The 25,164-nt window shown below is 63.0% G+C and carries 29 protein-coding genes; 22 read left to right on the top strand and 7 right to left on the bottom strand.

Translation table 11 applies throughout. The annotated features are described in order from the left end of the window. Window positions 1-10: 10 nt before the first annotated feature. Window positions 11-328 carry a hypothetical protein gene (locus LB524_RS20420; protein ID WP_015315031.1) on the bottom strand — a complete coding sequence of 106 codons (318 nt, stop codon included), beginning with the start codon at window positions 326-328 and terminating at the stop codon, window positions 11-13. A gap of 149 nt (window positions 329-477) precedes the next feature. Here LB524_RS20420 and LB524_RS20415 point away from each other — a divergent pair, with 149 nt between their 5' ends. After that, window positions 478-1,674, top strand: a complete 1,197-nt coding sequence (locus LB524_RS20415) for a sensor domain-containing diguanylate cyclase (protein WP_224529635.1) — start codon at window positions 478-480, stop codon at window positions 1,672-1,674. Window positions 1,675-1,748: 74 nt separating this feature from the next. Further along, window positions 1,749-2,966, top strand: coding sequence for a sensor domain-containing diguanylate cyclase (locus tag LB524_RS20410; RefSeq protein WP_224529633.1), 1,218 nt, complete (start codon window positions 1,749-1,751; stop codon window positions 2,964-2,966). On the opposite strand, the gene LB524_RS20405 is transcribed toward LB524_RS20410, so the two are convergent. After that, complete coding sequence (locus tag LB524_RS20405) at window positions 2,950-3,327, bottom strand: hypothetical protein (protein ID WP_263484392.1); 378 nt, start codon at window positions 3,325-3,327, stop codon at window positions 2,950-2,952. The genes LB524_RS20410 and LB524_RS20405 overlap by 17 nt on opposite strands. 240 nt (window positions 3,328-3,567) lie before the next feature. On the opposite strand from LB524_RS20405, the gene LB524_RS20400 reads away from it, so the two are divergent. The 9 genes from LB524_RS20400 to LB524_RS20360 all read left to right on the top strand — a co-directional run bounded on the left by LB524_RS20400 (window position 3,568) and on the right by LB524_RS20360 (window position 10,987). Beyond that, entirely contained in the window at window positions 3,568-3,993 is a 426-nt protein-coding gene (locus LB524_RS20400) for a hypothetical protein (protein ID WP_224529631.1), read from the top strand. Window positions 3,994-4,249: 256 nt separating this feature from the next. After that, window positions 4,250-4,666, top strand: a complete 417-nt coding sequence (gene sdhC / locus LB524_RS20395) for a succinate dehydrogenase, cytochrome b556 subunit (RefSeq protein ID WP_140618350.1) — start codon at window positions 4,250-4,252, stop codon at window positions 4,664-4,666. Continuing rightward, window positions 4,666-5,061 carry a succinate dehydrogenase, hydrophobic membrane anchor protein gene (gene sdhD, locus LB524_RS20390; protein ID WP_023771889.1) on the top strand — a complete coding sequence of 132 codons (396 nt, stop codon included), beginning with the start codon at window positions 4,666-4,668 and terminating at the stop codon, window positions 5,059-5,061. Before sdhC ends, sdhD begins: the two co-directional genes overlap by 1 nt. A gap of 4 nt (window positions 5,062-5,065) precedes the next feature. Further along, entirely contained in the window at window positions 5,066-6,901 is a 1,836-nt protein-coding gene (sdhA, locus tag LB524_RS20385; RefSeq protein ID WP_224529629.1) for a succinate dehydrogenase flavoprotein subunit, read from the top strand. A 2-nt stretch (window positions 6,902-6,903) separates the two neighbouring features. Next, window positions 6,904-7,338 carry a DUF3052 domain-containing protein gene (locus tag LB524_RS20380; protein WP_224529627.1) on the top strand — a complete coding sequence of 145 codons (435 nt, stop codon included), beginning with the start codon at window positions 6,904-6,906 and terminating at the stop codon, window positions 7,336-7,338. Next, window positions 7,338-8,117, top strand: coding sequence for a succinate dehydrogenase iron-sulfur subunit (locus LB524_RS20375; protein WP_140618356.1), 780 nt, complete (start codon window positions 7,338-7,340; stop codon window positions 8,115-8,117). The genes LB524_RS20380 and LB524_RS20375 overlap by 1 nt, the downstream gene beginning before the upstream one ends. A 49-nt stretch (window positions 8,118-8,166) precedes the next feature. Further along, window positions 8,167-8,256, top strand: a complete 90-nt coding sequence (locus LB524_RS20370) for a YceH family protein (RefSeq protein WP_224529624.1) — start codon at window positions 8,167-8,169, stop codon at window positions 8,254-8,256. 365 nt (window positions 8,257-8,621) lie between these two features. Continuing rightward, window positions 8,622-10,199, top strand: coding sequence for a sulfatase-like hydrolase/transferase (locus tag LB524_RS20365; RefSeq protein WP_224529621.1), 1,578 nt, complete (start codon window positions 8,622-8,624; stop codon window positions 10,197-10,199). 158 nt (window positions 10,200-10,357) lie between these two features. Continuing rightward, on the top strand, window positions 10,358-10,987 hold the full coding sequence (locus tag LB524_RS20360; RefSeq protein ID WP_224529618.1) for a YceH family protein: 630 nt from the start codon (window positions 10,358-10,360) through the stop codon (window positions 10,985-10,987). Between the two features lie 157 nt (window positions 10,988-11,144). Here LB524_RS20360 and LB524_RS20355 read toward each other — a convergent pair whose 3' ends face one another. Next, a complete protein-coding gene (locus LB524_RS20355) occupies window positions 11,145-11,570 on the bottom strand; it encodes an OsmC family protein (protein ID WP_023771884.1) in 426 nt (141 codons plus the stop codon). A 212-nt stretch (window positions 11,571-11,782) separates the two neighbouring features. On the opposite strand from LB524_RS20355, the gene LB524_RS20350 reads away from it, so the two are divergent. The 3 genes from LB524_RS20350 (at window position 11,783) to LB524_RS20340 (ending at window position 13,035) form a co-directional block, all read left to right on the top strand. Then, window positions 11,783-12,010 (top strand): hypothetical protein, encoded by a 228-nt coding sequence (locus tag LB524_RS20350; protein WP_140791388.1) that lies wholly within the window; start codon window positions 11,783-11,785, stop codon window positions 12,008-12,010. Continuing rightward, the gene (locus LB524_RS20345; RefSeq protein WP_224529615.1) at window positions 12,007-12,363 is read left to right on the top strand and encodes a YciI family protein; all 357 of its coding nucleotides are present in this window, start codon (window positions 12,007-12,009) and stop codon (window positions 12,361-12,363) included. The genes LB524_RS20350 and LB524_RS20345 overlap by 4 nt, the downstream gene beginning before the upstream one ends. A gap of 141 nt (window positions 12,364-12,504) precedes the next feature. Then, on the top strand, window positions 12,505-13,035 hold the full coding sequence (locus LB524_RS20340) for a hypothetical protein (protein WP_015315046.1): 531 nt from the start codon (window positions 12,505-12,507) through the stop codon (window positions 13,033-13,035). Between the two features lie 117 nt (window positions 13,036-13,152). Here the strand turns inward: LB524_RS20340 and LB524_RS20335 are convergent, their stop codons facing one another. Then, complete coding sequence (locus LB524_RS20335; protein ID WP_140618363.1) at window positions 13,153-14,412, bottom strand: ubiquinone biosynthesis hydroxylase; 1,260 nt, start codon at window positions 14,410-14,412, stop codon at window positions 13,153-13,155. 98 nt (window positions 14,413-14,510) lie between these two features. Between LB524_RS20335 and tesB the strand changes: the two genes are divergently transcribed. The 7 genes from tesB to LB524_RS20300 all read left to right on the top strand — a co-directional run bounded on the left by tesB (window position 14,511) and on the right by LB524_RS20300 (window position 22,574). Beyond that, a complete protein-coding gene (gene tesB / locus LB524_RS20330) occupies window positions 14,511-15,371 on the top strand; it encodes an acyl-CoA thioesterase II (protein ID WP_140791392.1) in 861 nt (286 codons plus the stop codon). A gap of 298 nt (window positions 15,372-15,669) precedes the next feature. Then, window positions 15,670-16,008 carry a P-II family nitrogen regulator gene (locus LB524_RS20325; RefSeq protein ID WP_015315049.1) on the top strand — a complete coding sequence of 113 codons (339 nt, stop codon included), beginning with the start codon at window positions 15,670-15,672 and terminating at the stop codon, window positions 16,006-16,008. Window positions 16,009-16,039: 31 nt separating this feature from the next. Further along, the gene (locus LB524_RS20320; RefSeq protein ID WP_411909927.1) at window positions 16,040-17,383 is read left to right on the top strand and encodes an ammonium transporter; all 1,344 of its coding nucleotides are present in this window, start codon (window positions 16,040-16,042) and stop codon (window positions 17,381-17,383) included. 327 nt (window positions 17,384-17,710) lie between these two features. Then, window positions 17,711-17,989, top strand: a complete 279-nt coding sequence (locus tag LB524_RS20315; protein WP_140822797.1) for a hypothetical protein — start codon at window positions 17,711-17,713, stop codon at window positions 17,987-17,989. 208 nt (window positions 17,990-18,197) lie between these two features. Then, on the top strand, window positions 18,198-20,855 hold the full coding sequence (locus tag LB524_RS20310; RefSeq protein ID WP_224529613.1) for a DNA translocase FtsK: 2,658 nt from the start codon (window positions 18,198-18,200) through the stop codon (window positions 20,853-20,855). 133 nt (window positions 20,856-20,988) lie between these two features. Next, a complete protein-coding gene (locus LB524_RS20305; protein ID WP_140618433.1) occupies window positions 20,989-21,669 on the top strand; it encodes an outer-membrane lipoprotein carrier protein LolA in 681 nt (226 codons plus the stop codon). Window positions 21,670-21,767: 98 nt separating this feature from the next. Continuing rightward, window positions 21,768-22,574, top strand: a complete 807-nt coding sequence (locus LB524_RS20300; protein ID WP_140660470.1) for an exodeoxyribonuclease III — start codon at window positions 21,768-21,770, stop codon at window positions 22,572-22,574. A 169-nt stretch (window positions 22,575-22,743) separates the two neighbouring features. Here the strand turns inward: LB524_RS20300 and LB524_RS20295 are convergent, their stop codons facing one another. Both LB524_RS20295 and LB524_RS20290 read right to left on the bottom strand, forming a co-directional pair. Further along, window positions 22,744-23,199 (bottom strand): Crp/Fnr family transcriptional regulator, encoded by a 456-nt coding sequence (locus tag LB524_RS20295; RefSeq protein ID WP_015315055.1) that lies wholly within the window; start codon window positions 23,197-23,199, stop codon window positions 22,744-22,746. A gap of 123 nt (window positions 23,200-23,322) precedes the next feature. Next, window positions 23,323-24,006, bottom strand: a complete 684-nt coding sequence (locus LB524_RS20290) for a response regulator transcription factor (RefSeq protein WP_015315056.1) — start codon at window positions 24,004-24,006, stop codon at window positions 23,323-23,325. 144 nt (window positions 24,007-24,150) lie between these two features. Between LB524_RS20290 and LB524_RS20285 the strand changes: the two genes are divergently transcribed. Beyond that, a complete protein-coding gene (locus LB524_RS20285; protein ID WP_181173971.1) occupies window positions 24,151-24,687 on the top strand; it encodes a L,D-transpeptidase in 537 nt (178 codons plus the stop codon). A 73-nt stretch (window positions 24,688-24,760) separates the two neighbouring features. On the opposite strand, the gene LB524_RS20280 is transcribed toward LB524_RS20285, so the two are convergent. Then, window positions 24,761-25,003 (bottom strand): hypothetical protein, encoded by a 243-nt coding sequence (locus tag LB524_RS20280; RefSeq protein WP_140618370.1) that lies wholly within the window; start codon window positions 25,001-25,003, stop codon window positions 24,761-24,763. Between the last annotated feature and the right edge of the window lie 161 nt (window positions 25,004-25,164).

The following is a 25,164-nucleotide window of genomic DNA, read 5'->3' as shown; positions in this document are numbered from 1 at the left end:
GGGGCTCGGGTCAGGCCTTCCTGTCGCGCCGGATGAGTTCATGGAATTCCTCGCGGCGCCCAGGTTCGTCCGCCGCGACCACGAGCGCCAGCTGCTCTTCGTCGAAGAGCTTGAACCACTCGTCCCATTCGACAAGCTCATAGCCGCCGGCGTTGACGGGCCGTTCCGGCTGGTCCTGATCCTGATAGGCGTGCTGGCCGAAGACCAGCCTAAGCATGGGCTGCGTCCCAGCCTCTGGCGATATGTCGACGATTGCGGGAAAGCCGGCACGCCCGGCAGCCCATGAACGGATTGCATCGTGGTCGGTCAATGTGATCGTGTCGGCCATGGCCTGCTCCTGGATTGTGAATTCAGGAACGCTTCCGACAGCACCGGGTTCCCGCAAACATACGGCGCCGACAGCCCAGGCTTAACGGCTTGTTTGGGCTTGCCCTCTAAGGTCTTCCGCGACGTCAACAGAGGGGAAGTCACAGTCCTTTGGACACCGGCCTGTTCATTGCGTTGCTCAACCCGACGATCGCGCTGGCGCTCGGCGCGGCCTTCCTCATGCTGTGGTTCCATCAGCGCCATCGCCCCTATCTGGCGGTGCTGGCGCTCAGCTACTGCGTCTCGGCGCCCGGCTTCCTGTTCCAATATTTCACCTTGCCCATCGGTGTGACGCTGACCAAGCTGGTGTCGAACATCTGCTTCACCATCGCCGCCTGCTGCCTGTCCGGCGCCATCATCGCCCGCTACGGCCGGAAGGTGCCCGGCGTCGGGATCGCCGTGCTGGCGGGCGGCGGCCTTGCGGCATTCGCGTGGTTCCTGTTCGTCACCCCGGATCTCACCTGGCGCATCCTGGCGATGAATTTCGGTTTCGGCGGCGTCAGCCTGCTCGTCGCCGCCGAACTGCGCCCGGTGCGCAACAACGGCCCGACAGAAAAGATCCTGTTCGTGCTGTCGCTGCTGTCCAGCGTCAATTTCTTCGTGCGCACCCTGGCGGTCGTCATCGCGCACGGGCCCTTCGCCGGCTATGACGGCTTCTACGGCTCGTCCTACTGGACGACGGCGCTGCTGTCGCACGCGCTGCTGTCGCTGCTGATCGCGCTTTGCCTCTTCACCGCCGCCGCGCTCGATGTGATGAAGGCGCTGAAGACGGAAACCCACACCGATCCGCTTTCGGGGCTGCTCAACCGCCGGGGTTTCGAGGAGCGCGCCGCCATGCTGCTGCAGCGTTGCGCCATGGCCAAATTCCCGGTGGCGCTGGTGCTGGCCGACCTCGACCATTTCAAGGCGCTCAACGATATGCACGGGCATGCCGCCGGCGACCGCGTGATCGCGGATTTCGCCGGGAAGCTGCGCTCGGCCACGGGAGCGCGAGGTGCCGCGGGGCGCATCGGCGGCGAGGAATTCGCCGTGCTTTTGCCGCTGACCGATCTCGCCGCGGCGCGACTGTTCGCCGAGGCGGTGCGCACACTCTATTCGGCTGGCGGCGTCGACGGGCTTCCCGCCGGCACCAAGGTCACCGCCAGCTTCGGCGTGGCGGCCCGCAGCGGCGACGAGACGCTGGAACCGTTGATGCGACGGGCCGACGAGGCGCTTTACAAGGCCAAGAAAAATGGTCGCGACAGCGTGCGCCTCTCCTACGAGCGACCGGAGACGGTGTTCGTGCCTGAGCCGCTCAGGGCCAGCTGACCGCCGCGTCCGCGCTTCGCGTTAACGTCTTTTTCGCCCGTCGATGTTTAGCTGTCGGCGGGGTTTGAGGATAGATGAGCGGCGCCAACTTCATCCTGTTGATCAATCTGGCGGTTGCCGGCCTGCTGGCGGCATCCTTCATGGCTGTCTCGTTCCATGATGCCGGCCGCGCGCCGGCGCGCTGGATGGCGTCCGCTTATGTCCTGGGCGTGGTCTATTCAGCGATCGAATTCAGCATTCCGGCCTTCAACGATGCGCGGCTTCCTGTGGTTACGGCCTTTGCCGTTTTCCTCGGCGCCACCATTGCCTTCAACGGCGGACTTGCCCGCAAATATGGCGTGGCGCCGCCATGGACGCCGATGCTGTTCTTCCTGGCCGCGACCACCATCGCCGTCTATTTCGTGCAGGATCTGCCGCGCCAGTCGCTCACCCGCATCATGGCCTACCAGCTTCCCTACGCCGCCATGCAGTTCGTTGGCCTTGGCATCGTCTGGGCGTCTAGGCAAAGCCGCGGTCGGCTCGATCTGATCTTGATGGCGGTGCTGGCGGCCAGCGGCCTGCAGTTTGCCTCAAAGCCGTTCATCGCACATGCGCTCGGCGGGTGGGGCGCCAATCCGCAGGCCTATCTGCAAAGCAGTTACGCGCTTGTGTCGCAGTCGCTGGGCACTGTCTTTGGCCTGGCACTGGCGCTGCTGACGCTGGGCATTCTCGTTCGCGATGTGCTTGCCGAAGTGACGTCGAAGTCGGAGGTGGACACGCTGTCGGGCCTGCTCAACCGTGGCGGCTTCACGCGTCATGCGGAGCTGGCCGTACACGACGCCACGCGCCTGGGCGTGCCGGTGGCGATGGTCATTGCCGATCTCGATCATTTCAAGTCCATCAACGACAGCTTCGGCCATGCCTCCGGCGACCGGGTGATCGAGGCCTTTGCCGGCCTGCTGCGAGAAGCGGCCGAGGACCATCACGTGGTTGGCCGCATCGGCGGCGAGGAGTTCGCCGTTATCCTGACAGGCGCCAATCTTGCAGCCGCCCGGCTGTTCGCGGAAGGCACCCGCCACGCGTTCGGCGCATTGCCCATCAGCGGGTTGCCGGCCGACAACCGCTGCACGTCGAGCTTCGGCATTGCCGAGCTCCACGTGAGCGAGGGGTTTTCCGACCTGATGCGGCGCGCGGATGAAGCGCTCTACCTGGCAAAGAATGCCGGGCGCGACTGCGTGCGTGTCTCCACCGGGCCGGCCGATGGGCTGGCCGTGTTCAAAATCGGCCAGGCCCGCATCAACGGCAGGGGCTGAGCTCAGGCATTTCGCCGTCGGACAGGCCGTACATATAGGAGCGGCCCTTGACGAACACCGGCGGGCGATAGCAGTCGCCTTCGCCCGATATGTCGTCGGATTCGTTCTGGTAGATCACCTTGGGCTGGCCGGCGCTGGTGTAGTCGGACAATTGCCTGGCCAGCTTGCCTTCGCCGACGATGATGCGCTTGTAGCCGGCTGCGCTGTCGATGACGAGATTGCCGAACGAATCGGCGTAGACGCGGTCATGATGGCGCAAGCCGGCTTCGGCCGGCGCGGCCACCGTGACGGCAAGCGCTGCCAGCGTGAGGGCCGCGAGGCTTGTCCGCACTGATTTGGCGAGCACTGATTTAGAACGCATGTCGCTCTCCCTTTGTCGGCGCGAGAGAGATCGCGCCCCGATCTGGTCCGAATCGGAAATTAACCCTTTCTTAACCTTTGTTAAGGGGAGGAGCGGTCCAACGGCCGTTTCTTAATGAACATGGTTAATTTCGCGGTCGCCGCCGACGTCCCAATGGATCGACATGGCCGGTCTAATCCGGGGTGAACTTGATCTTGGCGCGCCGCGTGGCTAGCGTGCCCGGCCATGAGGGGGCAGCACATGATGTTTGACCGAACGCTTCGGATGTCGTTCGCTATTCCGCTGCTTCTCGCGGCCGGCGCCTGTGTGCCGGAGGACGGCGCGCCCAAGGCCGCCAACACAGCGATACCCGTGGTGGCGCCTGCTGCTCCCGTCCAGCCACAGTCCGCGCGACCATCGACCAAGATCACCACCGACCTCACCGCCCCGCGCTTCACCACGGGCACGGCCACCTACAGATGCGGCAATGGCGGCATGATCACCATTCAGAATCTCGGCACGTTGCTGCGCGTGGTCGGCCAGGAAGGCGCCACCGAGGAGTTCGCGGCGTCACCGGCAAACCAGAGCAGCCGCTACCAGGCGGTCACGCATGACGCAATCGTGATCGACGGACGCGAGGCGCTGGTGATGAAGAAGGGATCGACGCCGCAGACCTGCACCCGGTGAGCCAAATCTCGACACGGCCGCGCCCCTGGCGAGACATGCTGCACTGCAGCGATATCAAGCCGGCGTCGGCCGTTCGCCCGCTAATCGATTGAAGCCGCATCCGGGCTTTTAGTCAGACTAAATTACGTTTTCGAAACGGTTTTCTGGCTTTGACGCGGTGCAAAAAGAGCATTAGAAACCGGCTGTCCGAAGTCGCAACCGGAAGCGGCATTGCCGCATTTCCACCTGAGGCGGCAGACGCCGAACTGGGGCAGCCATGAGCAAATCACCAGCCACCCAAGCCAGACGCGAAAGGCCGCTTTCGCCGCACCTGAGCGTGTACCGGCCGCCGATCACCATGACGATGTCGATTATCCATCGCATCACCGGGGGCGCGCTTTACTTCGGCACGCTGCTGGTTGCCGTCTGGCTGATGGCGGCGGCATCCTCGCAGCCGGCTTTCGATTGGGTGAACTGGGCCTTCGGCACCTGGCTCGGGCGGCTGATCCTGTTCGGCTATACCTGGGCGCTGATGCATCACATGCTGGGCGGTGTCCGCCATCTGATCTGGGACACCGGCGCCGGGCTGGAAAAACACACGGCCTCGAAGATCGCCTGGGCGACGCTTGCCGGCTCGGTTCTGCTCACGCTGCTGATCTGGGTCGCCGGCACCATGGCGCGGGGAGCCTTGTGATGAGTGCGAAGAACACCGACATGCGTACCCCGCTGGCCAGGGTGCGCGGCCTGGGCTCTGCCCGCGAAGGCACCGGGCATTTCTGGCGCCAGCGATTGACGGCGATCGCCAACATCCCGCTGATCCTGTTTTTCACCGGGTTCCTGATCGCGCTCAACGGCGCCGGCTATGCACAGGTGCGGGCGGCGCTCGCCAACCCGTTCGTGGCGCTGGTGATGGCCCTGGTGCTCATCTCGCCGCTCTATCATATGCGTATCGGCATGCAGGTGATCATCGAGGACTATGTGCATGGCGAAGGCATGAAGCTGGCGCTGATCGCCCTCAACACATTCTTCACCATAGCAGTCGGCGTCGCTTCGCTGTTCGCCCTGCTGAAACTGGCATTCGGAGGCTGAAGTCTTGGCCCAGGACACGAAATCAGCCAACGCGGCAGGCTACACCTTTGTCGATCACAAGTTCGACGTGGTCGTCGTCGGCGCCGGCGGCGCCGGGCTGCGCGCCACGCTTGGCATGGCTGAACAGGGCCTGCGCACCGCCTGCATCACCAAGGTGTTCCCGACCCGCTCGCACACGGTTGCCGCACAAGGCGGCATCGCCGCGTCGCTGTCCAACATGGGCCCGGATTCCTGGCAGTGGCACATGTACGACACCGTCAAGGGCTCGGACTGGCTGGGCGACGTCGACGCCATGGAATATCTGGTGCGCGAAGCCCCGGCCGCCGTTTACGAACTCGAACATTACGGCGTGCCGTTCTCGCGCACCGAAGAGGGCAAGATCTACCAGCGGCCGTTCGGCGGCCACATGATGAACTATGGCGACGGGCCGCCGGTGCAGCGCACCTGTGCGGCCGCCGACCGCACCGGCCATGCCATCCTGCACACGCTCTACGGCCAGTCGCTGAAGAACAACGCGCAGTTCTTCATCGAGTATTTCGCGCTCGATCTGATCATGGAGCCGGACGGCACCTGCACCGGCGTCGTGGCGTGGAATCTGGACGACGGCACCATCCACCGCTTCTCGGCCAAGATGGTGGTGCTGGCGACCGGCGGCTACGGGCGCGCCTATTTTTCGGCGACCTCGGCGCACACCTGCACCGGCGACGGTGGCGGCATGGCGGCGCGGGCGGGGTTCCCGTTGCAGGACATGGAGTTCGTGCAGTTTCACCCGACCGGAATCTATGGCGCCGGCTGCCTGATTACCGAGGGCGCGCGCGGCGAGGGCGGCTATCTCGTCAACTCCGAGGGCGAACGCTTCATGGAGCGCTACGCACCGTCGGCCAAGGACCTCGCCTCGCGCGATGTCGTCTCGCGCTGCATGACGCTGGAAATTCGCGAGGGCCGCGGCGTCGGCAAGGCCAAGGACCACATCTTCCTGCACCTCGATCATCTCGATCCGGCGGTCTTGCACGAAAGGCTTCCAGGCATTTCGGAGTCGGCGAAAATCTTCGCCGGCGTCGACCTGACCAAGGAGCCGATCCCGGTGCTGCCGACGGTGCACTACAATATGGGCGGCGTGCCGACCAATTATTGGGGCGAGGTGCTCAATCCAACCGCGGACAACCCCGACCGGGTCTCGCCCGGCCTGATGGCGGTCGGCGAGGCCGGTTGCGCTTCCGTGCACGGCGCCAACCGGCTTGGCTCGAACTCGCTGATCGACCTTGTGGTGTTCGGCCGCGCCGCGGCGATCCGCGCCGGCCAGGTCATCGACCGCAAGGCGGCGATCCCGTCGCCCAACCAGGCTTCGGTCGACAAGATCATGGATCGCTTCGACCGGCTCCGCCACGCCAACGGCTCGACGCCGACGGCTGTCCTTCGTGAAAAGATGCAAAAGGCGATGCAGGAAGACGCTGCGGTGTTCCGCACGCAGGAATCGCTCGAAAATGGCTGCAAGCGCATTTCGGAAATCTGGACCGAGCTCAAGGATGTCAAAGTCTTCGACCGCTCGATGATCTGGAACTCGGACCTGGTCGAGACGCTGGAACTGGAAAACCTGATGGCCAACGCCATCACCACCGTCTACGGCGCCGAGGCGCGCAAGGAGAGCCGTGGCGCGCATGCCCGGGAAGATTTTTCCGCCCGCGACGACGCCAACTGGCGCAAGCATACGCTCGCCCATCTCAGCGAGGACGGCGTGGTGACGCTGACCTATCGGCCGGTGCATACCGAGCCGCTTTTGGCCGAAAAGGACGGCGGCATCAGTCTGGCCAAGATAGCGCCGAAGGCCAGGGTGTACTGAGGATGGCGACGGCGGCGGGATATTCCGGTACGCCCCTGCCGGCCAAGCTCGGCCTGAAGGATGGGATGATTGCCGCCTTCATCGCGCTGCCGCCGGAACTCGCGGACCTCGCCGAGGCCGTCGATTTCGCCGAGGTCGACCGGCTGGCCGAATGGTCCGACATTTCGGGCGTGGTGTTGAAATACGACGCCGTCCACGCCTTCACCAGACAGCGCGCCGAGATCGAGGATCGCCTCGGCGCACTCGAGGCGGCGATCAGGCGCGACGGCATGGTTTGGGTCTCCTGGCCAAAGAAGGCCTCGAAAGTGGCCACCGACGTCACCGAGGGCGTTGTCCGTGCTGAAGCGCTCAAGCTCGACCTTGTCGACGTCAAGGTCGCCGCCGTGAACGAAATCTGGTCCGGGCTGAAGCTCGTCATCCGAAAGGACCTGAGGTAATGGTCGAACTCACGCTCCCAAAGAACTCGAAGGTCCAGCAGGGCAAGACCTGGCCGAAGCCGGAGGGTGCCACCAATCTCAGGGAATACCGCATCTATCGCTGGTCGCCGGACGACGACGAGAACCCGCGCATGGACACCTACTTCGTCGATATGGACGATTGCGGGCCGATGGTGCTCGACGCGCTGCTGTGGATCAAGAACAAGATCGACCCGACGCTGACCTTGCGCCGCTCCTGCCGCGAAGGCATTTGCGGTTCCTGCGCCATGAACATCGACGGCTCGAACACGCTCGCCTGCACCAAGGGCTGCGACGACATATCGGGCGCGATCAAGATCTACCCGCTGCCGCATATGCCCGTGATCAAGGATCTGGTGCCCGATCTTACCAATTTCTACGCCCAGCACGCCTCCATCGAGCCATGGCTGAAGACGGTGTCGCCAACGCCGGCCAAGGAATGGCTGCAGAGCCACGAGGACCGCGAAAAGCTCGACGGGCTTTACGAGTGCATATTGTGCGCCTGCTGCTCGACCTCGTGCCCGAGCTACTGGTGGAACGGCGACCGCTATCTCGGCCCGGCGACGCTGCTGCAGGCCTACCGCTGGCTGATCGACAGCCGCGACGAGGCCAAGGGGGAACGGCTCGACAATCTCGAAGACCCGTTCCGGCTCTATCGCTGCCACACCATCATGAACTGCGCGCAGACCTGCCCGAAGGGGCTCAATCCCGCGAAGGCGATCGCCGAGATCAAGAAGATGATGGTGGAGAGAAGGGTTTAGGTTCGGCGGAGGATCGCCTCATCGGTTATGATCCTTCGCGCGCCCTCTGATGTTCAACGATGGGCATGCCGCCGCCAACCAGAAGCCGGCGCGTGAGCCGGTGATGGCGCTGTCGACTTTGCACAAGCCGGCCGGCTGATCGAGAATCGGTACTCGCCTGAAATACGCGGCGGCATCCTCACCAACAATGCGCTGAGATCAAGGATCCCCTCAGCGTCGTCGAAGCGGCTACCAGGCGCCACGGCATGGCCTGGATATGTGACGCGCCCATCATTGCTATCATGCACGTTGCTCGCCCAAAGCCGAGGTGATTATTGGGGTGACTTACATTAGAGGCGCCTTATTAGCAAACTGTCATCTATACACTATGACGCGGCATTATCTTAGTATAGCGTTAAGCGGTTCTCGATAGATACTTCGGAAGTCGTCGCTCGAGTACAGAGTATGAGTGGATTTCCTGCGGTTCGTTACTGGCCAATAGGACCGTTGGTTAGCGCCGCGACGGTGGGATCGCTCACCTGGCTCACCTCGCTGGTCTATTTTCAGGAGAAGAGGCTGATCCTGGTCGTCGGCCTAGTGGCTTTGATCGCGCTTGTGTTGCTGGATCGCCTCCAGGGGGCAAGGACGGATCAGCCAAGAAGCGGGTGGTTCAGAGCCTATTTATCGCTCGTTCCGTGCTTTTTCTTCCTTGTCTATGTCTACCTCGAAAATGTTTTCGGTTATTTCGATTGGGCCGCGATGTTCATGCATCTCGACGCCGGAGTTCTCACCCCCAGTGTCGTTCTTGAGTATTTGATGAATACTGGAAGCACGATCCTGATCATTGCCGCCGGTCTTTTCGGTCTTGGCGCACTGAAGGCGCGCGGCACGCTGACAAGAGGATTAGACGTTGCCTTGATGGCATTCTTCCTGGCGGCAAACCCGATGCTGACACGTCCGATCGCGGCAGCGATCCATCCCAACCCGCTGCATGATTTCCTGTCCAAGCAGTTCGTCGATGTCACCTCTTTGACAAAGCCGGCTGAAACAGCGTCGGCGACCGCCGCGCCAAAGAACCTCATTCATATTTTCATTGAGAGCGCCGAGCGCACCTACATGAACGAGGCGGAGTTCGGCGACGTCATGGGTCCGCTGCTCGAATTCGACAGGCGTGGCGTTTCGGCGACCAACATGGTGCAACTTGCCTATACCAACAACTCCATCTCAGGGATGGTCGCTGCGAACTGTGGAACGCCGCTGCTGATATCGTTCTTCACGACGCGCCAGTATCTGGAGGAGAATTCGCAATTCCTGCCAGGACTGACCTGCCTGGGCGATGTCCTGAAGGCGCGGGGCTATCAGCAGAACTTTATTACCGGTTGGCCGCTCAACTTCACCGGTCAGGGCACGTTCTATTCCACCCATGGCTACTCATCGCTTTTTGGGGGATCCGAAGTGGTGGCCATCGCGGGGCGCGGCAATGCTTTTGGCGCCGACGACGCCGAAGTTCTGGATATGAGCTTCGGCGTCTTGCGGCGCGCGCAGCGGGACGGCAAACCGTTCTCGCTCACGATCGCCGTCAGCGGCGGGCATGCGATGGACGGCTACCTGACCGACAAATGCATCGGCAAGACGGGACTTCCTCCGCAGACCCCCAACATTCTCCATGCCGTGAAATGCACGAACATGCTCATCGCGGACTTCGTTCACAAAGCCGAAGCCGCGGGTCTGATGAGGAACACTGTTCTGGCCTTGCAAAGCGACCACCTCAGCGCGCCGAGCACGGTGACGGATCGCTTGAACAATTATGAACGCTGCAACTTCTTCTCGCTGTCGGGCGATGGCATTCCTTCCAAAACCTATACCGGGCTTGCGGGCACGATTGACATATTTCCCACCATTCTTGACGCGCTGGGGGTGCCGCTCTCGAATGGCCAGGCTGCCCTTGGCGTTTCGCTGCTTGGGGATCGACCGACGCTGAGCCGGGCACTTGGACAGGACCAGTTCGATGACGCTATCTATGCCGAGGATGTGCTCGTCAGGTCATTCTGGCAGTTGAAACCGACACGGACCGCCGTGGCGTCTGAGGCTGAGTCGCGTTAATGCGCGCCTGCGTTTGTTCGCTGCTAGATAGCGCCTACCTGGCCGAGGCCTCAACCCGATCAAGGCGATCGCCGAGATCAAGAGTTCTGCTCTGTCGCGCTTCTCGGATGTCTGTCAAAATCATGCTGTCCAAGAATCGGTAGAAGATAACCAATCCAATGAGCGAAGACCTTCCCATCCTCTCTCCCGCCGAAGCCCGCGTGCTCGGCTGCTTGATCGAGAAGAAGGAGCTGACGCCGGACGTCTATCCGCTGACGCTCAACGCGGCACTTGCCGCGGCCAACCAGAAGACGGCGCGCGAGCCTGTCATGGCGCTGGAGCAGACAGAGGTGCACAGGGCGCTGAAGCTGCTTGAGCAGAAGGGACTTGTGCGGCAGATGTTCGGTTCGCGCGTCGAGCGCTACGAGCATCAGATGGCGCAGCGTTTCTCACTGACCACGCCGCAGACCGCGTTGCTCGGTCTGCTCTTGCTGCGCGGACCGCAGACGGCACATGAACTCCTGGCGCGAGCTGAGCGCATGGCGCGGTTTTCATCGATCGAAGACCTGCGCGGCGAACTCGACATGCTGATCGGCCGCCGGCCGCCATTGGTCCAGGAAATCCCACGCGGGCCGGGCCAGCGCGAGGACCGCTACGTGCATCTGCTCGCCGGTCCAGTGGATGTTGCCGCTCTCTCGGCTCAGCGCAGTGCGCCGGCCGCGCCTGCCTCCGATCTGGAAGCGAGGTTGGAGGCGCTGGAGCAGGAAGTCGCGGCCCTTCGCGCCCGGCTTGATACGCTGGGGGGTTGAGGCCACCAATCCGAGACGTCGGCGGGACGGCGCCCCCCTCTGTTCTGCCGGGCATCTCCCCACGAGGGGAACATTGGATGCTGCGACCGCTTTCGCCAATCTCCGATGCAGAAACGCCGGCCCTGGAGCCGGCGTTTGTCACTTCAGGCCAAGCCCTTCAGCCAAGCCTGGCGTCGAGCGAAACCTTGATCGCGCCGAGCGCTTGAGAGACCGGGCATTCGGCCTTGGCCTTCTCGGCCAATTCCTTGAACTTCGCCGCATCGATGCCGGGCACCTTGCCGACCAGGGTGATGGCGCTGCCGGTGATGCCGGTGCCGGGAACCAGCGTGACCACGGCCTTGGCGTCGAGTTCTTGCGCCGGCGTGCCGTTTTCGGCGAGGAAATGCGACAGCTGCATGGCGTAGCAGCCGGCATGGGCGGCCGCGATCAGTTCTTCCGGATTGGTGCCGGATTTGCCGCTTTCGTCCTCGAAGCGCGCCTTGAACGAATAGGGCGTACCCTTCAGGGTCCCGCTCTGCGTGTCGAGCGTGCCCTTGCCCTCTTTCAAATTGCCTTTCCAGACGGCGTTTGCGGTGCGGTCCATGAAGTCCTCCTGGGTTGTCGTGAACTTGTCCTGGGTGAGCCAGCGTCCGGCCAACTATAGCGCGGACGTCGCCGAAGACCACTGCGCTGTTTGGACCACGGCACGATGACGGCCTTTTCCGCCGAAAAAATACCCACGCAAAAATGTCGGCTTCCATCCGGGCCGGCCGTCCTGCGGGAGGCCACGGGATTTGTGGCCGGATGGAGGTTGACATGGACAATCTGTTTTTCGCGCTGTGGAAGAGGCCAGGCCGCGGGCCTGGGCGACAGGAGGACTTCTGGCTGGATCCGCCGGCGTCCGGCCTCGGCAGACTGCTGGCGGCGCTTGCCATCATCACGGTCGCGGCATGCCTTCTCGACCATGCGTCAACGGCCGCGGGCAAGGCTGACATGGCTGTCGCCGCAGCCTATGGTTTTTCAAAAGAAGGGAGCTCGAAATGAAATATGTCTGCCTGGTCTATGGTGAGGAAAAAGAGCTCCATGCCATGACCGCCGAGGGTGCCGCCAAGCTCGATGCCGACTCGCTGGCCTATGACAGGTCATTGGATCAACAAGGCAAGCTGATCATCGCGCAGGCACTGCAATCGGTGAAGACGTCGAAGACCGTACGGCGGCGCAAGGGCAAGCAGCTGATCACCGACGGCCCGTTCGCGGAAACGAAGGAGCAGTTGCTCGGTTTCGTCATGATCGAAGCGAAGGATCTCGACGAGGCGCTGGACATCGCCAGCGAGATTCCGCTGGCCGAAATGGGTACGATCGAAGTGCGCGCGATCTACAACGTGCCGGGGTCATAATTCCCTGTCATGCGTTGCGCTCCCTTATAAACCTGGGCGTTCGGTTGAGCGAAGGTCCTGCCTTGCCGGGACTCAATTCTTGCGTGTTGAAGCAAGCCACGAGTTCTCCTATCGTCGCCCAAGACTTTGGGGGATTTGGACATGCCTTTCCTGATTGCTGTCCTTGGCGTGCTCGGAGCGGCGGCATTGTGGTGGTACCGGATGAAGGCGATGAACGACGCCGCGCGCGAGGTCGCCGAAGTCGTCGGGCGCGTTCAAGGCAACATCCGGCGCAAGAAGCTGCGCAAGCAGGCCGCGCTTTCGCCGCTGACGGCGATCGATGATCCGGTGGTGGCGGCAGCGACGCTGATCACCGCGATCGTTTCGGAAGACGGCCCTGTTCTGCCGCGGCGCGAGGCCGTCATTCGCGAGGTGATTTCGCAGATCGCAGCCGGGCCGAAGAAGACCGACGAGGCGGTTGTCTATGCCAAGTGGGCCGCGACGCAGATAGACGACACCACCATCGTCATCGACAAGCTGGCGCCCTTCCTGCGCGAACGCCTCGACCCGAACGAACGGGACGATCTCTTGCAAATGCTGAACCGGGTGGCTCAGGGCGGAGAGCAGAGCCTGAAGATACCCGACCAGCGCATGCTGCGGCTGCGCCAGAAGCTTGGTTTTGAAGTGAACTGAGATCGCCGGCCTCGGCGATTGGCGCGAAACTCCCGCTGCATCCTCATCCCGTGGCGGAGCAAGGAGCGATGCGACGCGGCGCAGCCCACAGGCCGCGACGTCAAGTCAGCGAGACGATCAGATCGCCTCGCCCTTCAGCAGGCGCGGCGTGCCCGCGGATAGTCCCGATGCCTGGCGGATGAAGAACTCCTTCAGCCGCGGCATACGCTCGACGAGACCGAGGCCGATGTCGCGGACGGTGCGCAGCGGGGTGATGTCGTTGGAAAACAGCCGGTTCAGCACATCGGTCGTGATGCCCATCTGCACCGTGTCGAAACGGCGCCATTGCTGATAGCGTTCCAGCACGTCGAGCGCGCCGATGTCCTGGCCGAGCCGGTCGGCCTCGACGATCACCTCGGCAAGGGCGGCCACATCCTTGAAGCCGAGATTGAGCCCCTGGCCGGCGATCGGATGGATGCCGTGGGCGGCATCGCCGGCAAGCGCGATGCGCGGTGCCACGAAGGCGCGCGCGATGGTGAGACCAAGCGGCCAGGCGCGCGGCTTGTCGGCGACGCGGATTTCTCCAAGTTTCAGCCCAAAACGTTGTTCAAGTTCGTGTTCGAAGACGAGATCGTCGCCTTCGACGAGCGTTTTCGCATCTTCCGCCCGTTCGACCCAGACGATCGAAGAGCGGTTGGTGCCGTCCTCGTCGGGTATCAGCGGCAGCGTGGCGAACGGGCCGGCGGGCAGGAAATGCTCTTCGGCGCGGCCGTTGTGCGGGCGTTCATGGGCCACGGTGCAGACGATGCCGGACTGACCGTATTCCCACTTGACCGTCTTGATGCCGGCCATGTCGCGCAGTTTCGAATTGACACCATCGGCGGCAACCAGCAACCGCGCCGCCAACGTGGCGCCGTCCGCCAGATGCACTGACATGCCGGCTCCATTGGTCTCAAAACCTTGCACCGCCACGCCTTCGATGATGTCGATGCCGAGCTGTTCGGCTTTGGCCCGCAAGGCGCCGTTCAACGCCCTGTTGGCGACCATATGCGCGAAAGGCTCACCCGGCGCCACCTCGCCGCCGAAGGTCAGGAAGACCGGGCGCACCGGATCGGCGCTGCGTGAATCGGTGATGATCATCTCAGTGATCGCCTGCGCCTTCGGCGCGATCTCGGCCCAGACGCCGAGCTGGTCGAGCATGCGGCAGGCCGCCGCGGCGATGGCGGAAGCGCGGCCATCCCTTTGCCAGGAACCGGCAGGCGCCGCGTCGACCAGCGCCACGGCGAGGCCCGGGCGAGCCTGTTTCAGCGAGACCGCGGCGGCCAGGCCGACATAGCCGGCACCCGCGACGAGAACATCGATCCCGGATCTGGCCTTGGCGTCCGCCTTGCGTTCCATTGTCTTGGCTCCTTGCGCGCCTACGGGGCTTGCGCCCTTGACGGCTCGTCCTTCCTGTCGGAAACCGCCATAGCAATTTTGCGGCGAGGTCACAAAACATGACGGCGGCGATCGACGAGCTTCTGCGCATTCTCGACCTCGAGAAGCTGGAACACAATCTGTATCGTGGTCGCAGCCCCCAGGTGGAGTGGCAGCGCGTGTTCGGCGGCCAGACCATCGCGCAGGCGCTGGTGGCGGCGCAGCGAACGGTGGAGCCCGAACGTTTCGTGCATTCGCTGCATGGCTATTTCATGCGCCCGGGCGACATCAAGGTGCCGATCATCTACGAGGTCGATCGCATCCGCGACGGCGGTTCCTTCACCACGCGGAGGGTGCTGGCAATCCAGCACGGACAGGCGATCTTTTCGCTGGAAGCCTCGTTCCAGGTCGACGAGAAGGGGCTCGAGCACCAGTTCGCGCTACCTGACGACGTGCCGCCGCCGGAAGGGCTGAAGACGCAGCGCCAGCTGCTCGAAACGGCCGACCGGGTACCGGAGGCGGTTCGCCGTTTCTGGGCGCGCGAGCGGCCGCTGGAGTTGCGGCCGGTCAACCTCCAGCACTATGAAAGCCGCGACAAGCTGCCGCCCCGGCAGAACGTCTGGATCCGCCTTGCCGGGCCGGTTCCCGACGACCGCGGGCTGCAGTCGGTGCTGCTCGCCTACCTCTCCGACATGACGCTGCTCGACACCTCGACCTTCGCCCATGGGCGCGGCCTGTTCGATCCCGACATCCAGGCCGCCAGCCTCGACCATTCGATGTGGTTCCATCGGCCGCATTCGCTCGACGGCTGGCTGCTTTATGCGCAGGACAGCCCCTCGAGTTCGGGATCGCGCGGTTTCAGCCGCGGCACGCTCTATGCCCGTGACGGCACGCTGATCGCCTCGATGGCACAGGAAGGGTTGATCCGGCTCAAGCGTTGAGCATTCGCGAGTCTTGTTTGAGCAAGATTCTTTGCGAAAGCCGATTCCATTTTTCCTGATCATGCTCAAAGCCGGCAAATTAGGCAATTTCACAAAATTGCTTAAATTTTGAGCACGCGGCGTGCCGCACATGCATACAGCAATTGGCGGCGGGCGCTCCATTCCCTTTGTTTCCAATAGTTTAACGCCCTGCTTCGGCACTTGGCACGGAGCTTGAATCCTTGGGGGCACTCTCCGGCTCTTTGGGATCGGTGAAGTCGTGCAAACGCGGGGCACCGCAACAGCAAAGGGTGAACCTATGAAAATCGTGATGGCAATCATCAAGCCGTTCAAGCTGGACGAGGTACGCGAAGCGCTTACCGCCGTCGGCATCCAGGGCCTGACCGTCACCGAAGTCAAAGGCTACGGGCGTCAGAAGGGGCATACGGAAATCTATCGGGGGGCGGAATACGCGGTCTCTTTCCTGCCGAAGATCAAGATCGAGGTCGCGGTCGCGGCCGACATGGTCGACAAGGCCGTCGAAGCCATCACCGCCGCGGCCAAGACCGGCCAGATCGGCGACGGCAAGATCTTCGTTTTCGGCATCGACCAGGCGGTGCGCATCCGCACCGGCGAAACAGACAGCGACGCGCTCTGAGCGGCGAACACGTATTCCAATGGAGAGTTCAATGAATATTCCTTCCACCTTGAAGACGACGGGACGGGCGGCCCTTCTGGGCACGCTCGCTCTCGCAGCGCTGGGCAGCGTCGCCGCCTTCGCGCAGGAAGCCGCACCCGCTGCCGCTGCCGCGGCACCTGCCCCGGTGCTCGATACCGGCAACACCGCCTGGATGCTGACCTCCACGGCGCTGGTGCTGATGATGACCATCCCGGGCCTGGCGCTGTTCTACGGCGGCATGGTGCGCAAGAAGAACGTGCTCGCCACCGTCATGCAGAGCTTCGCCATCACCTGCCTGGTGACGGTGCTATGGTTCATGTTCGGCTATTCGCTGGCCTTTTCCGACGGCGGCGGCATGAATGCCTATCTCGGAGGCACCTCGAAATTCTTCCACCACGGCATCACCACCGCCAGCCTGTGGCTGCCGGGTGTGGCCAACATCCCTGAATTCGTCTTCTCGATGTTTCAGATGACCTTCGCCATCATCACGCCGGCGCTGATTGCCGGCGCCTTCGCCGAACGCTTCAAGTTCTCGGCACTGCTGATCTTCATGGCACTGTGGCTGCTGATCGTCTATGTGCCGATCGCGCATTGGGTCTGGGGTGGCGGCTTCCTCGGTACGGCTGGCGTGCTCGACTTCGCCGGCGGCACGGTCGTTCACATCAATGCCGGTGTCGCGGGCCTCGTCTGTGCACTGGTTCTCGGCAAGCGCGAAGGCTATGGCACCACCAACATGGCGCCGCACAACCTCGTCTATTCGGTCATCGGCGCATCGCTGCTGTGGGTCGGCTGGTTCGGCTTCAACGCCGGTTCGGAACTGGCGGCCGACGGCCTTGCCGGTGCCGCCATGCTCAACACCCAGGTTGCCACCGCCGCCGCGGCACTGGCCTGGATGTTCGCCGAATGGATCATCGCCAAGAAGCCTTCCGTGCTCGGCATCATCTCGGGCGCCGTCGCGGGCCTCGTCGCGGTGACGCCGGCTTCCGGTTTCGTCAACCCGACCGGCGCCTTCATCGTCGGCATCGTCGCCGGCGTCGTCTGCTACCTCTCGGCGGTCAAGGTGAAGCACATGTTCGGCTATGACGACTCGCTCGATGCCTTCGGCGTGCATGGCGTCGGCGGCGTGGTCGGCGCCCTGCTGACCGGCGTGCTTGCTGACCCGGCGATCAACAGCCTCTCGTCGGGCGCTTCTCTCGGCAAGCAGATCTACGGTGTCGCCGTCACCATTGTCTGGACGGCGGTTGCCACCTTCGTCATCCTCTACGTCGTCAAGGCGCTGGTCGGCCTGCGTCCGACGACCCAGGAAGAAGTCGAAGGCCTCGACATCTCCCAGCATGGCGAAGTGGTGCCGTAAGGCATCCTTGCCAACGGGCCGGCGGAACCCTCCTCCCGCCGGCCCCATGTTTGCCGCGCAATTCCGGAGGGAAAACCGCGAATCCCTTCTGCTGGAATTGCTTTGAAAGGATCCCGTCGTGATGCTCCCGCAAGGAGGTCACGCCTTGAGGCCCGGATCGCTCCGGGCCTCTTTTTTTGCAAATTCGTTCTCGCTTCGTCCAAGTCCGCGCAATCACGTCCGCGTGAAGAAGCTTTCCAAGGAAACATCGACCACTCTGTCTCCGAACTCAGGAGGCGATCGTCGTTCTGACGCTCGTGTTTTTTGAAACCGGGAAGGAATTTTCTCATGAACCTCAAGAATATCTGCCTGGGGGCACTCGCACTTTCCATGGTCGGTGGCTTTGCATTTGCCGGCGCACTGGACGAGCCCGACAACATGGCGCCGTTCTTCACCGATTCCAGCATGAAAACCATGAAGCCGATGGAGGAATTCAAGGCAGCTTTCATGGCCATGCCGAAGGAGAAGCAGGACGCCATGATGAAGGAATGCCAGGACGCGGCGATGAGCAAGCCGCACGCCGAGTTCTGCGCCAATGTGAAGATGCTCGGCGGCGCCAGCAAGTAGCACGCTGCCCAGCCCAACGAATGGATGGCGGGCCAGGGCGCCCGCCATTTTTCTTATGGTGCGGTCACTGGTAGATGTCGGTGCCAAAAGGACGGCCCCCACGGTCTTATAGTTAATGCGCCCTTAACCTTCCCACGCCTAATCTGGCATCCGAATCTGCCGGAGTGCGTCATGCGCTGCGGCCAGGCAATCACTGACGGGGAAGAGCATGCGTTCAGGGGCTTCAGCACCGCTCGCGCTGACCGATACGGGGCACGGCATCCAGGCATTCGCGCGGCGCCAGGTCGGCCGTCTGGTCGGCACCGGCCTGTTCGCGTTCACGGCCTTCGCCGTCGCCAGCCTCGCAACCTGGAACGTCGCCGATCCAAGCTTCTCGCATGCCACCGCCAACATCGTCACCAACGCCATGGGCTATGCCGGCGCGGTGTTCTCCGACCTCGCCATGCAGTTCTTCGGCCTTGCCGCGGTCGCCGCGCTGGTTCCGGCAGTGATCTGGGGATACCTCCTGTTTTCGGCGCGCGGCGTCGACCGGCTGCCCAGGCGCGGGCTGTTCTGGTTCGGTTTCGCGCTGCTCGCCGCCGCCATCGCCGGCTGCATCGTTCCGCCCAAGACCTGGCCGCTGCCCACCGGCCTCGGCGGCGTCTTCGGCGACATGGTGCTAAAGATCCCCGGTGTCCTCATCGGCGGCTATCCAACCGGGCTGGTGGCCAGCGTGCTCGCCTTAGTGCTGGCTGCGCCCGCGCTCTGGCTGTTCGCCCATGGCGCGGCGCTGCTCGGGCGCAAGAACGGCTTCGCCGTGATGGAAGAACCGGCCGCCGCGGATCCGCGCGAGGACGAGCTTCTGTTCGACAATGACGAGGACGACGGCGACGAGGGTATACTGGCGCTCGGCGCAATCACCCATTGGTGGCTTTCTTTCCGCGCGTGGATGCATCGCCGCGCGGTGCGCCGCAGGCAGGAGCGCGACGAGTTCGAACCGGAGATGGAGCCGCGCGCCAGCGCCTGGCGCCGCGCCGCCGAACGCGTCGAGTCGGCCGAGTACGCCGAGCAGCGCATGAGCCATGACGGCCGCGCCCGTGTCGAACCGGAATTCTTCGCCGCCATGGTCAACGACCGCAGCGTCTCCGTCGACCCGGACGACGACGATGTCTTCAGCCGCGACGACGCGGATATGGATTTCGATGACGAGTCCGTCGCGCAGCGGCGTGCTCCCACGGCCAAGGTCCAGCAGTTCCGTTCCGATGCCGCCACCCGGGTGGAGGCGCCGGCGGCGCGACCCGTGCCGGGCGCCCGCGTCCAGCGCGAGGCGCAAACCTCGCTGATCGGCTCCGACACGTTCGAAATGCCGTCGCTGCATTTCCTGTCCGAACCGAAGAATGTCGCGCGCGACCCAAGTCTTTCCAAGGACGCGCTGGAACAGAACGCGCGCCTGCTCGAAGGCGTGCTGGAGGATTTCGGCGTCAAGGGCGAGATCATTGCCGTTCGCCCGGGTCCGGTCGTCACCCTTTACGAACTCGAACCCGCACCGGGCATCAAGTCGTCGCGCGTCATCGGCCTTTCCGACGACATCGCCCGTTCGATGAGCGCGATCGCCTGCCGCGTCGCCGTGGTGCCGGGCCGCAACGCCATCGGCATCGAACTGCCCAACGCCAAGCGCGAAACGGTTTACCTCCGCGAGATCATGGCCAGCCGCGACTTCGAGACGACCAAGGCCAAGCTGGCGCTGGCGCTGGGCAAGACCATCAATGGCGAAGCCGTCATCGTCGACATCGCCAAGATGCCGCACGTGCTGGTCGCCGGCACCACCGGTTCGGGCAAGTCGGTCGCCATCAACACCATGATCCTGTCGCTGCTCTACCGCCTCACCCCGCAGGAGTGCCGGCTGATCATGATCGATCCGAAAATGCTCGAACTCTCCGTCTATGACGGCATTCCGCACCTGCTGACGCCCGTGGTCACCGACCCGAAGAAGGCGGTGGTGGCGCTGAAATGGACCGTGCGCGAGATGGAGGACCGCTACCGCAAGATGTCCAAGGTCGGCGTGCGCAACATCGACGGCTTCAACGCACGCGTGCAGCAGGCCGAGAAGAAGGGCGAAAAGATCTCGCGCACTGTGCAGACCGGCTTCGACCGCCAGACAGGCGAGGCGATCTACGAGACCGAGAATCTCGATCTCGAGCCGATGCCCTATATCGTCGTCATCATCGACGAAATGGCCGACCTGATGATGGTCGCCGGCAAGGACATCGAAGGCGCGGTGCAGCGCCTGGCGCAGATGGCGCGCGCGGCCGGCATCCACGTCATCATGGCCACGCAACGTCCGTCGGTCGACGTCATCACCGGCACCATCAAGGCCAACTTCCCGACCCGCATCTCCTTCCAGGTGACGTCCAAGATCGACAGCCGCACCATTCTGGGCGAGCAGGGCGCCGAGCAGCTGCTCGGCATGGGCGACATGCTCTACATGGCCGGCGGCGGCCGCATCCAGCGCGTGCACGGGCCGTTCGTCTCCGATGACGAGGTCGAGAAGATCGTCGGGCACCTGAAGCTGCAGGGCGTGCCGGAATATCTCGACGCCATCACCGAGGACGACGGCGAGGACGCCGACGAGCCGTCCGGCAAGGCCGGTTCGGGCGGCGGTGGCGGTGGCAATTTCGAGGATTCCGACGATCCTTATGATCAGGCGGTTTCGGTGGTGCTGCGCGACGGCAAGGCCTCGACCAGCTACATCCAGCGGCGTCTGGGCATCGGCTATAACAGAGCCGCCTCGATTATCGAGAAGATGGAAAAGGAAGGCATTGTCGGCCCGGCCAACCATGCCGGAAAACGCGAAATCCTGGTGCCGACAGAAGACGACAAGTTCTGACAGTGCAGAGTCCGCGGCAACTTTGAACCTTCTGGCGCGTTCACCGACTGAGCAGCGATCGGCTCGCCAAACTTCAGCCCAACTGGGGGTTCACGACAGCGGCCAAATCAGGAACCGGACGAGAGTGACCGATATGAAAAACGATCTTTCAGCGCTCAGCGATTTTGCCCCGACACGCCGCCAGTTGGTTGGCCTCGGCCTGGTCTTAGCGGGTGCCGCCGCACTTAACGTGGTGCCCGGATTCGAGTTGCTGGCCTCAGCGCAGGCGGCTGTGCCCGCGGCGGCACAGAAGATCGCCGACCATTTCTCGGCGGTCAAATCGATGAGCGGCGAATTCGTCCAGTTCGGCCCCAAGGGCGAGCAGACCGGCGGAAAATTCTTCCTGGAACGGCCGGGCAAGATCCGCTTCAACTATGACGGGTCTTCGAATTTCCGGGTGATTTCCGACGGCAGATCGGTTGCCATACTCAACAAGAAACTGAACACGTCGGACCTTTATCCGCTGTCGAAGACGCCGCTGAAACTGCTGCTCGACGACCGTATCGACCTCTCCGGCAACCGCGTCAAGAGCGTCAAGGAAGAAGACGACCTCACTACCATCCAGCTTTCCGACAAGTCGGTTTTCGGCAATGCGCGGATCACCATGATGTTCGACCCGAAAACCTATGATCTGCGGCAGTGGACGATCACCGACGCGCAAGGCAAGGACACGACGGTGATGATCTTCAACACCAAGGAAGGCGTCAGCTTCGCGCCCGACACGTTCGCCATCGACTATACGGCCAATCGCGAGCTGAACACCAAGACGCGGTAGGCCCGCCGATATAGCCAGGCCCGTTAGCGGAGCGGGCTGGCTTGTTTTTGCGGCGCGCGGCTGGCAGTAGAATGGCGATCTCTTGCCGGACCCTCCGCATGCCCTTTTCGATCGCCACCTGGAACATCAACTCCGTGCGCCTGCGCATGCCGATCGTCGAACGCCTGCTCGATGAGTACGCGCCCGATGTGCTCTGCCTGCAGGAAACCAAGGTCCCGGACGAGCTCTTTCCCGAAAAAGCCTTTCGCAAGGTCGGCTATCCCTACATCGCATTTCATGGCCAGAAGGGCTATCACGGCGTGGCGACGGTGGCGCGGCGGCCGATCGAGGTGGTCGAAAAGCGCCGCTTTTGCGACATCGAGGACAGCCGGCACCTGTCGGTGACGGTACAGGCCGGCGGCAAGACCATCCTGGTGCACAATTTCTACGTGCCCGCAGGTGGCGACGAGCCGGATCCCGAGATCAACAGGAAGTTCAGGCACAAGCTCGATTTCGTCGCCGAGATGAACGCCATCCGGGCCGAGCATGGCGAGGTATCGGCGTCGGTGCTGGTCGGGGACCTCAATATCGCGCCGCTGGAGCATGATGTCTGGTCGCACAAGCAACTGCTCAACGTGGTCAGCCACACGCCGGTCGAGGCCGAAAACTTCGAGGCGATGCGGCGCGCCGGCGGCTGGGTCGACCTGATGCGGCACAACGTGCCACCGGAACAGAAGCTCTATACCTGGTGGAGTTATCGCGCGCAGGATTGGGAGGCGTCCAATCGCGGCCGGCGGCTCGACCATGTCTGGTCGTCGCCAAACCTGCTGCCCAGTTTTGCCGGCTATGAGATCCTTAGAGCCGCCCGTGGCTGGGACCGGCCGTCGGACCATGTGCCAGTGATTGCCCGGTTCGCCCTGGATTAAGTTTATGATATTCAGGTGAAGCCGGCCTGCAAACGGCGGCTTCCTGCGCTTCCCAGTTCTACTACGTCGCAGTAGAACTGTGCTCACGTACTTTAGTACGCTTCTCGGAGTCCGCCGTTTTCGCCTCGGCCTGACCTGAATCTCGACACCTGCGGCGTCAAATGCCAGGTCAACCCGAAAATCGTGGCGCCAATTCCTCGATGCGGCGGATCATGTCGTGGAATTCCTCGGAGATGCGCTGATGCAGCTTCACCGCCAATTCCGGGTATTCCTCCAGGATGCGCCGGAACATCTTGCGGCTCAGCCTTATCACTTCCGAGTCGATTTCGGCCGAGGCGCTGGTCAGCCGGTTGGTATCGGCGATCAGCGCCAGCTCGCTGAGCATCGTGCCTGGGCCGACCTTGCCGATCGGGATGCGCTCGCCATCCTGCTCGCGATAGAGCACGATACGCCCGCTGACCACGACATAAGCCGAGTCGGCCACATCGTCCTCGCGATAAAGCTTGTGGTCGGCCTGCACCAAAGTGGTCTCGGCACCGAAGGCGAGCAGGCGCAACTGTTCCTGCGTGAAGCCCTCGAAAAGCCTCACGGCGGACAGGATGCGGATGTCGTCATCCAGCGCCATCTAGCTGTGTCCCCGAACGGTCAGTCCAATCCCTCCTCTGCGGTACGGTCCCAGAATCCCCCTCCAACAGGATCGTACCCGAAAGCGGCCCCGCCCGAACCGCTCATTTGAATGGTGAAATGTTTAAGGAACCAGCTTGTAGCCGCCGCTTTCTGTCACAAGAATTTCAGCATTGGAAGGATCACGCTCGATCTTCTGGCGCAGACGGTAGACATGGGTTTCCAGAGTATGCGTGGTGACGCCGGAATTGTATCCCCACACTTCCTCCAGCAGCACGTCGCGGGTCACCACCTTCTGGTCGGCGCGATAGAGATACTTGATGATCGAGGCTTCCTTTTCCGTCAGCCGCACCTTGCCGCCGCGCTGATCGATGAGCAGTTTCTGGCTGGGCTTGAAGGTGTAGGGGCCGACCGAGAAGGTCGCGTCCTCGCTCTGCTCATGCTGGCGCAGTTGCGCCCGGATACGGGCAAGCAGCACCGCGAAGCGGAACGGCTTGGTCACATAGTCGTTGGCGCCGGCCTCGAGACCCAGAATCGTGTCCGAATCGGTATCGTGGCCGGTCAGCATGATGATGGGCGCCTTGTAGCCGCCCTTGCGCAGGATCTTCACCGCCTCCCGGCCGTCCATGTCGGGCAGACCGACATCCATGATGAGCAGGTCGATGAGCCCGCCGCGCGCAGCGGTGACGCCTTTTGCCGCAGTCGCTTCCTGCAGCACATCGAATTCCTCGTAGAGGGACAGTTGCTCGACCAGTGTGCCGCGCAGGTCGTCATCGTCATCGACGATCAGGATGGTACGTGAGGTCATGGATCAATCCGTTGTTTTGAAAAGTGAATTCAGTTGACCGCTGCGTATTTATGCGGAAGCTGGCCGGCACAATAGCCGATCACAGTGATTTGTTCCGTGGCACGATCATACAAGAAAAAACGCGATCGCAATGCAGCCGGCGCAATTTTGGCAAAAGGGCTGCGCGTGCTGACCGTGCGGGCTCGCCCCGGCCATCCAAGCCAGGGCCTGCTGCAGGCCGGCAAAACGGTGTTTGCGTGCGCGCTGGGGCGTGGCGGCATCTCGGCCGGCAAACGCGAAGGCGACGGCGCCACGCCGCTCGCTTCGATGCGCATACTGGCGGGCTATTTCCGGGGAGATCAGTTTGCCGCCGGGCGCAGAACGCGGCTGGCGATGGCGCCGATCGGGCCGGACCTCGGCTGGTGCGAAGTGCCTGACGACCGCAACTATAACAGGCCGGTCAAGATTCCCTACGGCGCCAGCCACGAACGCATGCGGCGCGACGACCGGCTCTATGACGCCTGCCTGGTGCTCGACTGGAACATCGCGCCGCGCCGGCGCGGGCGCGGCAGCGCCATCTTCTTCCATCTGGCGCGTCCCGGCTTCACGCCGACGGAAGGTTGCGTGGCGGTGACCGCGCGCACGATGGCGCGGCTTTTGCCGCTGCTGTCGGACCGGACAGTGGTAAGGGTGGTGAGATAGGGGGATAGGGAATAGGGAAGTCTTCAGCGGCAGCAGACACGCTCAAGCTGCATCATCCTACTCCCCTGCTCGCTTATCCCTTCCTGTTCCGCTGCCAGCCGATGTCGAGAAGGCCCAACCGGCCTGTCTCGCGGTCCATGGCCCGGGCGATGTCCCTGCGGCCGGCCCCGATATCGCGCAACTGGCGATCGGAGAGGTCCTCGACGTTCTGGTGAGGAAGGTTGACGGCGACCCTGGCCTGCCGCAGCCAGGTACGGGCAGCCGACAGCCAGTCTGGCCGGGCGATGTATGCAGGGCGAAGAGCGATGTGAGACATGAGGTGATCCGTATTCCCCGGAGATCAAATCCGGTTTGATGGTGTCTTTGATGCTGCAATCATGCCGTATTGAAAAACCAACGGGAAACGAGTAGTTCTTGTCTGATCATCAAGTTTTATTTGAGGATTAAGGCTCCATGAGCCGCTTCGATCAGGCCGCA

This window comes from Mesorhizobium sp. ESP6-5, assembly GCF_020164695.1.
GTDB classification, from domain to species: domain Bacteria; phylum Pseudomonadota; class Alphaproteobacteria; order Rhizobiales; family Rhizobiaceae; genus Mesorhizobium; species Mesorhizobium australicum.
Note: the sequence above shows the minus strand (reverse complement) of the source record. Positions and strands in the feature narration are given on the sequence as shown.